Here is a 16262-nt window from a genome sequence, read left to right on the forward strand (position 1 = left end):
ACAACATCGTGTGATTGCCTTTTACTGAAAGCGAAAAGCCGCTTCCGCTTTTCTTAATTACATTTTTTCTGGTGCAGATACTCCTACGATTGCTAATGCGTTTTGAAGTGTAGTGCGTACTGCTTTCATTAACTCGTAGCGAGCTTTACTTAATTCTAAGTTATCTTGGTTTAATACTTTTTCTGCATTGTAGAAGCTGTGTAATGTTGCTGCTAATTCAAATGCATAGTTTGTAATGCGGTGTGGTAGACGTTTTTGTGCTGCATCCGCAACTACTGCTGGGAATTCACCAAGTTTTTTCAGTAACTCTACTTCTTTCTCAGAAGTAACAAGTTTGTAGTTCACATCTCCGCCTGTAGCTAATCCTAACTCTTCACCTTGACGAAGGATACTGCATACACGAGCATGTGCATATTGTGCATAGTATACTGGGTTTTCGTTAGATTTTGATACAGCTAAGTCCATATCGAAATCTAAATGAGAATCACCGCTACGCATTGCGAAGAAGTAACGCATTGCGTCCACGCCTACTTCTTCCATAAGCTCACGAAGTGTAACTGCTTTACCTGTACGCTTACTCATTTTCATTTTCTCACCATTTTGATACAGTTGTACCATTTGGATGATTTCTACTTCTAATGTTTCTTTATCGTAACCTAGCGCTTGAATAGCAGCTTTCATACGTGGAATGTAACCGTGGTGGTCAGCACCCCAAATGTTGATTAACTTATCGAAACCACGCTCTAATTTATCACGGTGATACGCGATATCTGGCGTTAAGTACGTGTAAGAACCGTCGTTTTTAATTAATACACGGTTTTTATCATCACCGTAAGTCATTGAGCGGAACCAAGTTGCACCGTCTTCTTCAAAAATCTCGTCGCGCTCTTTTAATACAGCAAGAGCTTGATCGATTTTTCCGTTTTTGTATAATGATGTTTCTGAGAACCATACATCAAATTTAACACGGAAACTTTCTAAGTCTTTTTGAAGTTTTGCTAACTCATATTTTAAACCGTACTCACGGTAGAATTCATAACTTTCTTTTTCATCAGCTTTCGCATAACGATCGCCAAATTCTTCTGCTAAACGCTTACCAATTGCAATGATGTCCGCACCATGGTATCCGTCTTCTGGCATTTCTTTCTCTAAGCCTAAAGCTTGCATGTAACGAGCTTCAACAGAAAGAGCTAAGTTATGGATTTGGTTACCAGCATCATTAATGTAGTACTCACGAGATACATCATATCCTGCTTTTGCTAATAGGTTACATAACGTGTCACCTACTGCTGCACCACGTGCATGTCCTAAGTGAAGGTCACCTGTTGGATTCGCAGATACGAACTCAACTTGTACTTTTTCACCTTTACCAGTATTCGTTTCACCGTAAGCTTCACCAGCATTAACGATCGTTGGGATTAAGTCTGTTAAGTAGCTATTATCCATGTAGAAGTTAATGAAACCAGGACCTGCGATTTCAATCTTTTCAATAGAAGCTTTTGCTTTATCGAAGTTTGCAACTAATTCTTCTGCAATCATACGAGGTGCTTTTTTCGCAACACGTGCAAGTTGCATTGCCATATTTGTAGAGAAGTCACCATTTGTTTTATCTTTTGGAGATTCTAATACTACATTTGGAATCTGTTCTTCTGTCGCTAATTCTGCCTTTAATACAGCAGCTTGAATTTCTTCTTTAATTAATCCTTTTACTTGTTCTAAAGAATTCATTATTTTGCCTCCTTCAAATTAATCGTAATTGTATATCTGCCAGCTTCTTGTTCACTTAGAAGCAATGCGTACGTTAAGAAGAGTTGTCCTTTTTTCTTTTCATCCGACCATTTAAAAAGAACGTTATCAGTCTTTGTTTGCAATGCAAACGTACCAAGTTCACTCGTGTACGTACCAGTTGTCCATTCACCTTTCACATGCGTTTGACGCATCGAAACAGCACCTGAACGCATAATGAGAACTTGTTCATCTTGGATTTTAATAATTGTTTTCACTTCGCCTTGTTCGTTCGGCTCTTGGAATGTTACGTATGTACCTTGACCTTTTACATAGTATTGACCATTTGCTTCAAAAGCAACGGTTTCCTTCCTCGCCCCTTCACGGATTTCTGTTACGAAATGAACGTGTACCGGCAAGCCTGCAAGTTGTTTCTCCACGTCTTGCACACCTTTCAAATGTTATAGATATTAAATACTACTTATAATAAATCACTTTTCCTATCATATCAAAAAAAACCTCTGTCTGTCTGCTGAAAAATCAGGAAAACTCCATTTCAAAACATAATTCACTCTCACTTTATTTCATATGATAAAATGTTTTTTAAATCTAAATATTCTTTCATTTAAAGGGGTGAATGAAGTGCTACCAACAAAATTGAAAAAAGGTGATGAAATTAGAGTTATTTCACCATCTTGTAGTTTAAGTATTGTCTCAACTGAAAACAGGAAGCTTGCTGTAAAAAGGTTAACCGAAATGGGCTTTCACGTTACATTTTCAACATATTCTGATGAGATAGACAGATTTGCTTCCTCTTCTATTTCTTCACGCGTTCAAGACCTTCACGAAGCATTTAAAGATCCGAATGTAAAAGCCATTTTGACGACACTTGGAGGATACAATTCTAATGGCTTATTAAAACATCTCGATTACGATTTAATTCGAGAAAACCCGAAATTTTTCTGTGGCTATTCGGATATCACTGCACTAAATAATGCAATTTACACTAAAACAGGACTTGTTACATATTCAGGTCCCCATTTCTCTTCATTTGGAATGGAGAAAGGGCTCGAGTATACAACAGATTACTTTTTAAAATGCGTAACTTCTAATGAGCCGATTGAAGTCCTACCATCTGAAACATGGAGTGATGATTCTTGGTACATTGATCAGGAAAATCGAGAGTTTATTAAGAATGAAGGATACGTTTCGATTCACGAAGGAGAAGCTACGGGAGATATTATCGGTGGTAATATGAGCACATTGAACTTACTGCAAGGTACACCATATATGCCAAACTTAAAGGATAAAATTTTATTTCTTGAAGAGGACAGTTTAACTGGGAGAGCTACTCTTAAAACTTTTGATCGATATTTACATTCTCTTATGCAGCAGCAAGATTTTGAACATGTAAAAGGCATCGTTATAGGAAAGATGCAAAAAGGCGCAGAATGTACGATAGAAGACGTGCAAGAAATGATTGCTTCAAAGCCTGAGCTTGCACATATCCCTATCATTGCAAACGCAAGTTTCGGTCATACAACCCCGATTTTCACTTTCCCAATTGGCGGACGTGCAACAATCATTTCTAACAAAGAAAAAACATCTATCACTATTTTAACGCACTAAAAAAGGAGCGAATGAGTCGCTCCTTTTATCGTTTTTATCGTTTTTCTATTTTTTCCAACGCTTTTTGCGGAATTGATTCTTTCGGGATTTCAGCCCATCCTTTTCCTTGCATACCTTTTGCATAAATTTTTATAAAAGCACCCGTATGCAATTCACGGTTCATCATTCTTTTAATAACCTGTAACTTTCCGTCTTCTGTATACCCTTTAAAAGTATACAAGTATTCTCCGTCTTTTTTCTCACCTTTATCTATAACCGCATAATAATCTTGTATTTCTTTATTTGAAAAGAAGTTGTCTACAAAAGCATGTACACCTTCTGTTTTTGTGTTCAAATAATACGCTGTTCCACCTAGAATAATGGCGAATACAGCTAAAACTTTAATTACCAATTTCATACATGAACCTCCTGTTTGCACTTCTTTTTCCCTAGTCATATATCTATACTTGTATTATACGAAAAATGGCATACTATACTCTATCTAAAAGTCTTACACTTTCCTTACATTATTGTAAGGGATTTTTTCTTGCAGCAAGTTCCCAAGAAAAAATTTTTCCGTTTCATACACTTTTATATTATTATTGAATGATACGAATTTTTATTACAAAAATCAAAGGAGACAGTTTTCAAATGGCTATCTTGCAAGGTTTAGCACTATTACTTGTTGTACTTTGTCTATTTACACTTTTTAGTTACCGTGCTCCTTACGGCATGAAAGCAATGGGTGCTTTAGCTAATGCAGCAATCGCAAGTTTTCTTATTGAAGCATTTCATCGTTATATAGGTGGAGAAATGTTTCATAATGACTTTTTACAATCAGTAGGAGAAGCTTCCGGTAGTATGAGCGGTGTCGCAGCAGCGATTTTAGTCGCATTAGCAATCGGTGTTTCCCCCGTATATGCTGTTTTAATCGGTATCGCTACTAGTGGATTTGGTATTTTACCAGGATTTTTCGCTGGATACGTTTGTGCCTTCGTCGTGAAATTTCTCGAAAAGAAATTACCGGCTGGTGTAGAGTTTTTAGCAATTTTATTTATCGCTGCACCAATCTCACGCGGAATGGCAATGCTTATGGATCCGCTCGTTAACGCAACACTCGGTAAAATCGGTTCTATGATTTCAGTTGCAACTACAGAAAGCCCTATTATCATGGGTATTATGCTCGGTGGATTAATAACAGTTATTTCTACCTCTCCACTGAGTTCTATGGCACTAACTGCAATGCTCGGATTAACAGGTTTACCAATGGCAATTGGTAGTCTTGCCGTAGCAGCCTCAGCCCCAATGAACTTTATTTTCTTTAAACGACTAAAGATTTGTTCAAAGAAAGACACAATCGCTGTAGCAATCGAGCCTTTAACACAAGCCGATGTTGTTTCAGCAAATCCAATTCCTATTTATGCGACAAACTTCGTTGGCGGTGCACTTGCTGGTATTATTACATCACTATTCCAGCTCGTTAATAACGCACCAGGAACAGCATCACCAATCCCAGGACTTCTTGTTTTATTCGGATTTAATGACGTTGTAAAAGTAACGATTGCTGCTGTATTATGTGGAATCGTTACCACGATTGTTGGATACATCGGATCAATCGTGTTCCGTAAATATCCAATTCGTTCTGCTGATGAAATTCGCGGCATTACTTCGGAAGAAAAGGTTGCATAAGAAAAAGAGCTATTCCCGTTGTTTGGGAATAGCTCCTTTTTGTGTTGCGTGATGGTAAATAAAATTATATCGGCGATTTTTTAAATATATCAGCGCAACTCGAATTATATCGGCGATTTTTCAAATATATCGACCGTAACTCGAATTATATCAGCGATTTTTCAAATATATCGACTTACCGACACATATCGACAAAATAAGGGCCCCCTATTCATATAGGGGGGCCCTTGTTTTATCCAGTTACGCCTCCTAGACCCTTGCGTCTAAGAACCTTCCCTGCCAAAAGGTAAAAAGCACCTTTTGCAGGAAAGAACCTTAGTCACCGGGTCTAAACAGTCGGCTTCACTTTTATTTCACCCAACCGAGCAGCATTTCCCGCACGAATTTGCTTGCTGCGACTGGTGTTTGATCACTATGGTCGTAGACAGGAGCTACTTCTACTAAGTCTGCTCCAACTACATTTATATTTGAATTTGCAATTGCTACGATGGAATCTAATAATTCTTTAGATGTGATACCACCAGCTTCTAACGTTCCTGTTCCTGGAGCGTGAGCTGGGTCTAATACATCAATGTCGATTGTGACATAGACTGGGCGTCCTGCAAGTTTCGGTAATACTTCTTTTAACGGTTCTAATACGTCAAATTTATATAAGTTCATACCTACTTCTTTCGCCCATTCAAATTCTTCCTTCATTCCAGAACGAATTCCGAAAGAATATACGTTTTCCGGACCAATTAAATCACACACTTTACGAATTGGTGTAGAGTGGGATAAAGGCTCCCCTTCATACGATTCACGTAAATCAGTATGAGCATCCATATGGATGATTGCTAAATCCGGATATTTTTTTGCCATTGCCTTAAAAATTGGCCAAGACACTAAGTGCTCACCCCCGAGACCTAGTGGAAACTTATCGGCATCTAAAAGTTTTGATACATATTCTTCAATCATGTCTAAGCTGCGCTGTGCGTTTCCGAATGGTAATGGGATATCACCCGCATCAAAATATTTTACCTCTTCTAGTTCACGATCTAAATACGGACTATATTCTTCAAGACCGATTGATACTTCACGAATACGTGCAGGGCCAAAACGAGATCCCGGACGGTAACTTACTGTCCAATCCATAGGCATCCCATAAATAACTACCTTTGACTCTTCAAAACTTGGATGACTTTTAATAAATACTTTACCTGAATAAGCTTCATCAAAACGCATATTCTTTTCCTCCTTATGTGGAACTTAAGGTATCCCAACCTTTCATTATTTCTCAAATTTGGAGCGAGTTGCTCCTCTTTCTCGATTTACCGGGTCTTCTATTTCATACAAAGAAGACAATTTTCTTTACAGAAGTGTAAATAGCTAGCATGTTCAAGTCTTCTGGACAAACACCTTAAATGAGCTATTTACACTTTATTTGTTCCGTGCGATTCTCTTACTTAATTAAATCGCCAACAAATTTCGGTAATGCGAATGCTGCATTGTGTAATTCTTTTGTGTAGTATTTCGTTTCAATTTCGTGGAAACGCTCTTCACTTACTTGTAATGGATCATGTTTTTTAGATCCGATTGTGAACGTCCAAAGACCGCTTGGGTAAGTTGGAATGTTCGCTGTGTATAAACGAGTAATTGGGAAAATCTCTTTTACATCTTTAAACACAGTTGTAATTAGTTCTGGCGTAAACCAAGGGTTGTCCGTTTGTGCAACGAAAATACCATCTTCTTTTAACGCTTTTGAAATTCCAGCGTAGAAGCCTTTTGTAAATAGGTTTACTGCTGGTCCTACTGGCTCAGTAGAATCTACCATAATTACGTCATATTCATTTTCGCTTTCTGCGATATGTAGGAAACCGTCTCCTACTTTTACTTCTACACGCTCATTATCTAATGCACCTGCAATTGATGGTAAGTACTGTTTAGAGTACTCAATTACTTTTCCATCGATTTCAACAAGAGTTGCTTTCTTTACGCTTGGGTGTTTTAACACTTCACGAATAACACCGCCATCGCCGCCACCTACAACTAATACGTTTTCAGGGTTTGGGTGTGTAAATAAAGGTACGTGCGCTACCATTTCATGATAAACGAACTCATCTTTTTCTGTTGTCATAACCATGCCATCTAAAATAAGCATGTTTCCGAACTCTTCCGTTTCGACCATATCTAGTTTTTGGAATTCTGTTTGCTCCGTATGTAATGTGCGGTTAATACGCGCCGTAATCCCAAAATGTTTTGTTTGTTTTTCAGTGAACCATAGTTCCATCGTACAATCACGCCTTTCAATGCAAATTTATAATAGGGACATCATTAATGTCCCCTAACAAAAATAAAACAAAACATCCAAAATGTATAGTTAAAAGTACAAAAATACCGAAAATATATTTTAGTCAGAGGGTTCTAACATATACATATAAAGAAAACCCTTTCTTAAGAAAGGGCTTTTGTCTCTATTTCTACTGGTTTACGAATTGGAATTAGGATCATAATACAACCAACTAACACCACGATTCCACCTACTAAAAACGGACTTTGTGGTGAAACAGTATGACCGATAATTCCTGATAAAATCGGAGCAATTGCGCCACCTAACCAACGAACGAAGTTATAAACACCAGATGTAACAGATCTTTCATAAGGTGAAATATCCATTACATAACTTGTAAATAATGCATTATTTAATCCTGATGCTAATCCTGATAGAACAATTAATACAATTTGTAACCACATAATTTTCACGAAGAATAGTGCAATTAAGAACAGCGCAAATACGAGTAAACTGCCTTTCAACAATGCTTTCGGCTCATATTTCCCTTCTAGCTTATGTGCTAAAATTGCAGAACCGTAAGCTAACGCGAGTCCCCATCCACAAAATACAAAACCTAATTGAATAGCAGATAAATGCATAATAAGTGGTGAATATGCTAACACAACGAAAAATCCGTAGTAGTATAACATTCCTGAAATGGCGCCTTGCATAAACGGCTTATACTTCACCAGGTTAAGTAATTCCCCTACGCCTGCCGCTTTACGCTTCACTTTTCGCTCTGGTTCTTTCACAAAGAAGAAAACTAAAATAAATGCTAAGAAAATTAAAATACTCGTCGCAAAAAATGGGTAACGCCAAGAATGTCCACCTAATATCCCGCCTAATAATGGTCCACCTGCCATTCCTAAACCGATAGCTGCTTCATATAACCCTACTGCTTCATGAACTTCTTTACTTAATGCAATCAATAAAGTCATCGCCGTTGCGAAGAACATCGCATTCCCTAATCCCCATCCAGCGCGGAAAAGAGATAACTGAGCAATCGTTTGCGATATACCGCATATAAACGCAAATACAGTCACGATCGCAAGACCGATTGTCATCATTCGTTTATCACCAAATCTCGATGCAAATATTCCAGCTGGTAACATCATAATTGCCATCGTCAAAATATACGCTGTAAATAACATCTCTACTTGCCAATGCGATGCACCAATCTTTTCAGCAATAATTGGCAAAATTGGATCGACTACCCCTATACCTGAAAAGGCAAGGAAAGTAGCCAACACTGTAATCAATCTCCCTAGTTTTTGTTTGCTCTCCATTTTGATTACTCTCCTTTTGTATTCTCTAAAAATGTCACTGCACGATGTAAGCTGTCTTCAAGTTCTCCCTTTACACGCTGCATTTGCTCCATTTTCTCGTCTAGCGTTTGCACTTGTTTTTCAAGCATCTCTTTAATTTCTTGAATCACTTCACGATCACGGGGATTCTCACTATTTCTTCTTTGCTCCATTCTTTCTTTTAACGATAAAAAATGTTGCATTTCTTGAAGCGTAATCCCTAACACTTCTTTCGCTTCCACAATTCTTTTAATTCTAGCGATATCTTCATCTGTATACAGGCGAATGTTCCCCTCACTACGTTCTGGGGGATGAATTAAACCAATTTCCTCATAATAACGAAGTGTACGTTTTGTTAAACCAACTTGCTTTGTAACTTCATCAATCTTATACATGTTTATTCCTCCCTTCACTCGATTATTACATTTTACGTTAACGTTAACTTTTGTGCAACTGTTAGACTTTTGTAAATGTTTGTCATATTAAATTGTATTTTTTCAAAAGCAGTTTCATAATGAAAGAAAAGAAATGATAAGGAGAATTTCACATGAGTAAACCACTTATTTTCGCTCATCGCGGCGTAAAAGGAACACATCCAGAAAATACGATGATTGCCTTCCAAGAAGCTGAACGCATCGGCGCCCATGGCATTGAACTTGATGTCCACCTATCAAAAGATGGTGAACTTGTCGTAATTCACGATGAAACAGTCGATCGTACAACGAATGATGTAGGTCTTGTCTCTGAAAAAACGGTAGAAGAGTTACAAGCTTTAGATGCCGGCAGCCATAAAGATCCTTCTTTCCATGAAGCAAAAATCCCAACGTTACGCGAAGTATTCATTTGGTTATCTACAACAAAGTTACAGCTCAACATTGAGTTAAAGACAGATGTCATTCACTATCCAAACATTGAAGAAAAAGTTGTTGCTCTCGTTCGAGAATATCATCTTTCTAATCAAATTGTATTCTCTTCATTTGATCACGACTCTGTTTCATTATTAGCAGAAATTGCTCCTGAAATCCCAAGAGCAATTTTATATGATACACCACTTGCTGATCCTATCGCCGAAGCAAAAAATAGAGATGCGACTGGTTTACATCCAAACTTTCAACTACTAACAAAGGAATTTGTTCAACTCGCGCAAAAACAAGGGTATGTTTTCCGCCCTTATACAATTAACGAATACAAAGATTTACAAACTATGATTGATTATGGCGTAGATGTCATTATTACCGATTGGCCAGCACGTGCATTTGAGCTTCTTTCTTAATTGAAGGAGCTCTTTATTTTCGAAATTTCATTGTTTAAAATAATCGAAAACCCTCAATACTAATACAATAATGTTTGTATGAATGAGGGGCTGAAAAAGATGGATCAAACTATGAATCCAAAACTTAAAAAATATAAACGTCTTTTCTTCACCGTAATGTTTTCTTCTGTTCTTTTTTTCGTTTTTTCCTTTTTTGTTATTATTATAGTTGCAAAAATTATGGGACCTCCTCCTGTCGCTGTCCCGCAAACAAGTGTCTTTTATGCTAATGATGACACTGTTATAGGACAAAGTAATGAGATGCAAAAACGATACAATGTATCTCTCAATGAAATTTCTCCTTATGTAAAAGAGGCAACACTTTCTATCGAAGATCAAAGATTCTACAAACATCATGGCTTTGATATGAAGCGTATCGCTGGTGCCATTGTTGCTGATTTAAAAGCGATGGCAAAAGTCCAAGGCGCTAGTACGATTACACAACAGTATGCCCGTAACCTATACTTAGATCATGATAAAACGTGGAAACGTAAACTATTAGAAGCAATGTACACAATCCGTCTTGAAGTGAATTATAATAAAAATCATATTTTAGAAGGATATTTAAATACAATTTATTACGGGCATGGTGCTTATGGAATCGAAGCTGCATCCCGTCTATATTTTGATAAAACAGCAAAAGAATTAACATTAGCGGAAGCTAGTATGCTCGCGGGTATACCAAAAGGACCTAGTGTCTACTCTCCCTTTTTAAAAAAAGAGCGTGCGAAAGAACGACAATCTCTTATATTAGATGAAATGGTAGAACAAGGCTATATTACGAAGAAACAAGCAGCTTCAGCAAAGAAAGAGTCACTAACTTTCGCTTCATTAGATACGAAAAAAGTCGCAGAGGTTGCGCCTTATTTCCAAGATGCTGTACAAGCTTCTCTTCTTCGTGATATCGGATTAGATGAGCAAGCCTTACAAAAAGGCGGCTTGCGTATTTATACAACGCTAGACCCGAAATTACAATCGGTTGCAGAACAAGCTGTAAAAGACCACATACCTGACACGACAAACATACAAACTGCGCTCGTCTCTATGAATCCAAAAACAGGTGAAGTAGCTGCCCTTGTTGGTGGAACTGATTATAATACAAGTCAATTTAACAGGGCTACACAGGCCGCTCGCCAGCCTGGATCTACATTTAAGCCATTTCTATATTATGCGGCATTAGAACGAGGATTCACCCCTGCTACGCGCTTAAAAAGTGAATACACTGTGTTCACTTTAGGTGACGGTGTTTCAAAGTATAAACCGAAAAACTATAAAGACTATTATGCAGACGATTTTGTAACAATGGCGCAAGCTCTTGCGGTCTCTGATAACGTATATGCCGTGAAGACCAATTTATTTTTAGGCGAAGACATTCTTACAAAAACGGCGAAGCAATTCGGCATTAAAAGTGCATTAAAAGATGTCCCTTCCCTCGCGCTCGGTACATCTCCTGTAAAACCAATTGAAATGGTTAACGCTTATAGCATGTTCGCAAACGGGGGAAAAGAAGTAAAACCTATTTTCATTCGCCGCATTATGGATCATGAAGGAAATATTTTATACGATGCTCATTTGGAGAGTAAACAAGTTCTTGATAAGAGCAAAGCATTTGTGATGGAAGAAATGATGACAGGCATGTTTAATAAAAAACTAAGCAGTTATGCTGCTGTAACTGGTCAATCAATGTTATCTAAACTATCAAGAACCTATGCCGGAAAATCTGGTTCTACTGAAACAGATAGTTGGATGATTGGGTTTACCCCGCAACTCGTAACTGGCGTATGGGTTGGATATGATCAACCTAAATCAATTTCAAACGTAGCAGAACAAGGCTATGCGAAAAGAATATGGACTGATACGATGGAGAAAGGCTTAGATGGACAACCCAAAAAAGAGTTTAAACAACCAAGTGACGTCGTTGCAGTCGATATTAACCCTGAAAACGGGAAAATCGCTACAAAAAATTGTCCAATTTCAGTGAAAATGTATTTTGCAAAAGGTACAGAACCAACTGAATATTGTATGGATCACGTTGATGATAAAGAGGAATTTGAAAAGACAACTGAAGAAAAGAAAAAAACAAGTTGGTGGAAAAAATATCTTCCTTGGTAGAATATCCGGCTATTTCACTGAACGTGGAATAGCCTTCTTGTCGAATTGTTGATATATTTTCATACAACAAGCCAAAATAAAAAGGATGTCTCACTAGTCAACAATCGACTAGTGAGACATCCTTTTCTTTTATTCACTTAATAATGCACGGCGCAATTCTTCGCTAGACTCGTTCCAAATCGCTTCATTATGTTCTTTTAAGAATGTACCAAGTACTTTTTTAGATGATTCGTCCATATGTTCAACCATAATGTGACGCTTCAATGATTTATCCATTTTGTTTACGTGCTCTGGAAGTGACTTATATCCGCGGCGAATTTCACGGTCAACTGTCATTTCACAAGCTGTTACGCCTGCGTAATACGCACCTGTTGCTGTTCTTTCAATCGTTACCCATACAAGCCAGTATGGTTTTCCGTTTGGAACTTCATCTTTATTTGTTAAAAACTTAATACCTTTTTCTACTGTACTACGTGCATGCATCGCACCGATATCAACAAATGCTGTTTTCTCTAGTACATCGACAAATACAGGTGAAATGTTTTCTAGACTTAATGCCCCAACGCCAAAACCACCATGTCCATCTGTTGAATCATTTTTCACGATATTAAAACCGATTTTTTTCTTTTTCTCTGTCATATGTAAATTCCTCCTCACTTAATGATTATAAAAGGCCAAAGATAGGCGCAATAATACTGTTTAAAAATGCAAATACGTATGGAATTACAACATTAAAAATAGGTTGGATTGTGTAATTGCTAAGCGGTGTAATAACTAGAATTAATAAAGCAATTGCCCCATATTTTTCATACTGTGTCATTTTCGCACGAATATTTGTTGGTGCTAAATCCTCCACTACGCGATATCCATCAAGTGGCGGGATTGGTAATAAGTTAAAGACAAGTAAAACGATATTCAACATAATAAAAATCTGGAAAAATTGAGCTAGCGTATCTGCTACTGCAAATGGAATTGAGTCTAATACACCAAATGTTAATAAGCTATACCAAATAATTAAACCGATTGCGCTTAAAATTAAGTTACTAATCGGTCCTGCAATTGAAACTAATATACCTGCAAGACGAGGTCTTTTAAAGTTATATGGGTTAACAGGAACTGGTCTCGCCCAACCAAAACCAAGAATTAATACAGCAATCATCCCGATAGGATCTAAATGTGCCATTGGCGATAAAGTTAAGCGCCCTTGTCTCTTTGCTGTATCGTCTCCAAATTTATATGCTACATATGCATGCGCAAATTCATGCACCGATAATGCGATAATAATAGCCATTGCTACCAAAGGAATTTGGTGCAACGGGTATCTAAATAACTGATCCATATTTCATCTCCTCTTCCATATGTCAAAAAAGAAATTATTTGTTTTTTCGATTGTTCTTCCACATAATCCGCTATAATAAGAGTGTAACTTACATAAAAGGAGCGATTATATATGCCATACGTAACAGTGAAAATGCTAGAAGGACGCACAGAGGAACAAAAGAAAGCTCTTGCTGAGAAAGTAACAGCAGCAGTAAGCGAAACAACTGGTGCTCCTGAAGAAAACATCGTTGTTTTCATCGAAGAAATGTCTAAAAACCATTATGCAGTTGGCGGAAAACGCTTAAGCGACAAATAATTTCAAGTTTTTTCATAAGAAGCAGCCATTAGCTGCTTCTTATTTTTTTCCTTCTAGTAACTCGATGATTCTCTCTTTATATTTTCCTTTTCTTCCATCTTCATAGATTAAATCATGCGGGTAGAATAGCTTTTGATCCCTTCTCTTCTTACCAGTAATCGCCTCAACAATATCCGATTCACGTGAAAGCTCTCTAAGCTCCCCATTTGGCATAAGAAGTAAGATTGGCAAACGTTCTTCTTCTTCACCAGCACGGTAAAAGTCGTACGGTAAGTCTGATGTTGAATCAACTACTAAATAATATTCGGGATCAAGTCCAATCTTTTTGAATAAGCTACTTAATTCCATCCAATTATCTAAACCGTGCTTATCTGTAAACTCTACATATTTAAATAGGTTTCGATTCATAAAACGACGGCATAGATCGCTTAAAATTGGATCTTCTTCGTCTTGCCATACTTGGAAGTAATAATACATAACGTTCTCGTCTAACTTTAAATAATCCTCTACTGTTACTTCTTCTTCAAATAAAGAATAGAAATGAACAGGGTGATTTTTAAATGTATAGTACTTCTCGTGCAATGATTTTGCACGGTGTAAAATCTTCGTTAAAATAACTTCAGCACTGCGTGTTACTGGATGGAAATATACTTGCCAGTACATTTGATAACGACTCATAATATAATGTTCAACAGCATGCATACCACTATTTTTAATAACTACTTGATTTCCGTACGGACGCATAACGCGCAGTATACGTTCCATATCAAAGTTTCCATACTTTACGCCAGTGAAATACGCATCTCTTAATAAATAGTCCATGCGATCTGCATCAATTTGACTGGAAATCATGCTAATCGCTAATTTATTAGTAGATGTTTTCGCAATTACATCGGCTACCTTTTGTGGGAAATCTTTATCCACACGACTTAATACGCGATTAATTTCTGTATCTCCAACGATAATCTTTTGCGTAAATTTCTCATGATCTAATGAAAATACTTTCTCAAACGAATGAGAAAATGGGCCGTGACCGACATCATGAAGTAATGCCGCACATAAGCATAACAATCTATCTTCAGCATTCCAGTTCGGTCTGCCATCAAACACATCATCAATCATACGACGAATAATTTCATATACACCTAACGAATGAGTAAAGCGACTATGCTCTGCACCGTGAAATGTAAAAAATGTCGTTCCAAGCTGCTTAATACGGCGCAAGCGTTGAAATTCTTTCGTTCCGATTAAATCCCAAATAACACGATCGCGCACGTGCACATATTTATGTACCGGGTCTTTAAACACTTTTGTTTCGCTGAGTTTGTCGTTTAAATATACCACCTTCCGACATCCCCCTTTCTTTACTGCATTCTTACTATATATTATAAACGAAATAGGAAACAGAAAGAAATGAAAGACTATATTAATTGCCCTTATATAAAGAAAAAACCACTTTTACCGGAGTAAAAGTGGTTTTTTTACACATTATTTCCCTAAAACGAACTCAGCAACTTCATCTAAGATCATTTCTTTACCTAGCGGGAAGTAACCTTTGTTTAAGTCTTCGTTTTTAATTGTAAATACGTGGTTATTTTTAACAGCGTTCATATTTTTCCAAATTGATTCTTCTTGGAATTCTTTTAGACGCTGAGAACCGTCACCAGTCGTAAATACAAATAAGTAATCTGGGTTGTAATCGATTAAAGCTTCTTTTTGTACTTGTACTAAAGGTTTATCAGTTGGTGTACCTTTAACTGCTGGTAATTTTAAATCATTAAAGATTACGCTACCGTAACCGTAGTCACCGTATACGCGGAAAGCGTTTGGATATGCAGCCATTTTCATGAATTTAGCATCGCCAGTTTTCGCAACGATTTTATCATGTAATTTGCTTGCTTTTTCATCATACTGTTTGAACCATTCTTTTGTTTCTTTCTCTTTACCGAAGATTTGACCTACTTCTTCGAATTTTGGACGCCATTGGTCTAATGGAGTTTTTAACATAACTGTAGGTGCGATTTTAGATAATTGATCATAAATCTTTTCTTGACGATTATTTACAAGAATTAAGTCTGGTTTTGCAGCAGCTACTGCTTCGATATTAATTTTATCTCCCCAAGCAGAACCAACTGGTTTTACGTCTTTTAATTTCTTTTCAATATGTGCATCAATTTTTTCTTGAGATGTATTAGCAGTAATAATTGGTTTCATACCAAAGATTAATAATTCTTCTGTTGAACCACTAAGGTCAGCAATTTTCTTTGGATTTGCAGGGATTTTAATTTCCCCTTTTGCATGTTGTACAGTGCGCTCTTCAGTCTTCGCATCTTTCGCATCTGCTTTTTTCTCTTCTTTGTTAGAACAAGCTGCAAATAGTACAGAAGTAACGACTAGTACCATTGCTAATAACGCCATTTTAAAATTCTTCATGTTCCCACTCCTTCTAGCTGTATTTCTCTTATAAGTTACAGTGAACTATAAGAAACAAGGTTAACAATTAATAAATATATATTGATTAATTGTTGCTTATGCCCCGTTCTAACGGGTGTTCAACTTCCCATTTAC

At 37.1% G+C, this 16262-nt stretch carries 16 protein-coding genes; 5 read left to right on the plus strand and 11 right to left on the minus strand.

From position 1 onward, the window contains the following. Positions 1 to 57 precede the first annotated feature (57 nt). Positions 58 to 1728, minus strand: a complete 1671-nt coding sequence (gene argS / locus ACTFSI_RS11630; protein WP_001086449.1) for an arginine--tRNA ligase — start codon at positions 1726 to 1728, stop codon at positions 58 to 60. Beyond that, positions 1728 to 2165 (minus strand): DUF1934 domain-containing protein, encoded by a 438-nt coding sequence (locus ACTFSI_RS11635; protein WP_000414867.1) that lies wholly within the window; start codon positions 2163 to 2165, stop codon positions 1728 to 1730. Before ACTFSI_RS11635 ends, argS begins: the two co-directional genes overlap by 1 nt. 202 nt (positions 2166 to 2367) lie before the next feature. Between ACTFSI_RS11635 and ACTFSI_RS11640 the strand changes: the two genes are divergently transcribed. Beyond that, positions 2368 to 3354, plus strand: coding sequence for a S66 family peptidase (locus tag ACTFSI_RS11640; RefSeq protein WP_000938068.1), 987 nt, complete (start codon positions 2368 to 2370; stop codon positions 3352 to 3354). A 34-nt stretch (positions 3355 to 3388) separates the two neighbouring features. Here the strand turns inward: ACTFSI_RS11640 and ACTFSI_RS11645 are convergent, their stop codons facing one another. Then, positions 3389 to 3751 (minus strand): YxeA family protein, encoded by a 363-nt coding sequence (locus ACTFSI_RS11645; RefSeq protein WP_016719024.1) that lies wholly within the window; start codon positions 3749 to 3751, stop codon positions 3389 to 3391. Between the two features lie 233 nt (positions 3752 to 3984). On the opposite strand from ACTFSI_RS11645, the gene ACTFSI_RS11650 reads away from it, so the two are divergent. Further along, positions 3985 to 5022 (plus strand): PTS sugar transporter subunit IIC, encoded by a 1038-nt coding sequence (locus ACTFSI_RS11650; RefSeq protein WP_000996323.1) that lies wholly within the window; start codon positions 3985 to 3987, stop codon positions 5020 to 5022. A gap of 348 nt (positions 5023 to 5370) precedes the next feature. Here the strand turns inward: ACTFSI_RS11650 and speB are convergent, their stop codons facing one another. From speB to ACTFSI_RS11670, 4 genes are all read right to left on the minus strand, one after another. Then, positions 5371 to 6243, minus strand: coding sequence for an agmatinase (gene speB / locus ACTFSI_RS11655; RefSeq protein WP_001209831.1), 873 nt, complete (start codon positions 6241 to 6243; stop codon positions 5371 to 5373). 217 nt (positions 6244 to 6460) lie between these two features. After that, a complete protein-coding gene (gene speE, locus ACTFSI_RS11660; RefSeq protein WP_000424698.1) occupies positions 6461 to 7288 on the minus strand; it encodes a polyamine aminopropyltransferase in 828 nt (275 codons plus the stop codon). A 164-nt stretch (positions 7289 to 7452) separates the two neighbouring features. Next, positions 7453 to 8616, minus strand: a complete 1164-nt coding sequence (locus ACTFSI_RS11665; protein ID WP_074608057.1) for an MFS transporter — start codon at positions 8614 to 8616, stop codon at positions 7453 to 7455. Positions 8617 to 8621: 5 nt separating this feature from the next. After that, positions 8622 to 9029, minus strand: coding sequence for a MerR family transcriptional regulator (locus ACTFSI_RS11670; protein ID WP_000276568.1), 408 nt, complete (start codon positions 9027 to 9029; stop codon positions 8622 to 8624). Positions 9030 to 9181: 152 nt separating this feature from the next. Between ACTFSI_RS11670 and ACTFSI_RS11675 the strand changes: the two genes are divergently transcribed. Beyond that, positions 9182 to 9907 (plus strand): glycerophosphodiester phosphodiesterase, encoded by a 726-nt coding sequence (locus ACTFSI_RS11675; RefSeq protein WP_440045411.1) that lies wholly within the window; start codon positions 9182 to 9184, stop codon positions 9905 to 9907. A gap of 99 nt (positions 9908 to 10006) precedes the next feature. Further along, on the plus strand, positions 10007 to 12058 hold the full coding sequence (locus ACTFSI_RS11680) for a transglycosylase domain-containing protein (protein WP_138320658.1): 2052 nt from the start codon (positions 10007 to 10009) through the stop codon (positions 12056 to 12058). A 129-nt stretch (positions 12059 to 12187) separates the two neighbouring features. Here ACTFSI_RS11680 and ACTFSI_RS11685 read toward each other — a convergent pair whose 3' ends face one another. Beyond that, on the minus strand, positions 12188 to 12697 hold the full coding sequence (locus ACTFSI_RS11685; protein WP_000136688.1) for a YwhD family protein: 510 nt from the start codon (positions 12695 to 12697) through the stop codon (positions 12188 to 12190). 25 nt (positions 12698 to 12722) lie between these two features. Next, positions 12723 to 13397: a site-2 protease family protein gene (locus ACTFSI_RS11690; protein ID WP_000372461.1), complete on the minus strand. Its 675-nt coding sequence runs from the start codon at positions 13395 to 13397 to the stop codon at positions 12723 to 12725. Positions 13398 to 13508: 111 nt separating this feature from the next. On the opposite strand from ACTFSI_RS11690, the gene ACTFSI_RS11695 reads away from it, so the two are divergent. Next, positions 13509 to 13694 carry a 2-hydroxymuconate tautomerase gene (locus ACTFSI_RS11695; RefSeq protein WP_001147171.1) on the plus strand — a complete coding sequence of 62 codons (186 nt, stop codon included), beginning with the start codon at positions 13509 to 13511 and terminating at the stop codon, positions 13692 to 13694. 39 nt (positions 13695 to 13733) lie between these two features. On the opposite strand, the gene ACTFSI_RS11700 is transcribed toward ACTFSI_RS11695, so the two are convergent. Next, entirely contained in the window at positions 13734 to 15038 is a 1305-nt protein-coding gene (locus ACTFSI_RS11700; protein ID WP_000262739.1) for an HD domain-containing protein, read from the minus strand. 144 nt (positions 15039 to 15182) lie between these two features. After that, positions 15183 to 16127, minus strand: a complete 945-nt coding sequence (locus ACTFSI_RS11705; protein ID WP_000787739.1) for an ABC transporter substrate-binding protein — start codon at positions 16125 to 16127, stop codon at positions 15183 to 15185. Between the last annotated feature and the right edge of the window lie 135 nt (positions 16128 to 16262).

Source organism: Bacillus cereus group sp. MYBK101-2 (genome assembly GCF_051918845.1).
Taxonomy (GTDB): domain Bacteria; phylum Bacillota; class Bacilli; order Bacillales; family Bacillaceae_G; genus Bacillus_A; species Bacillus_A paranthracis.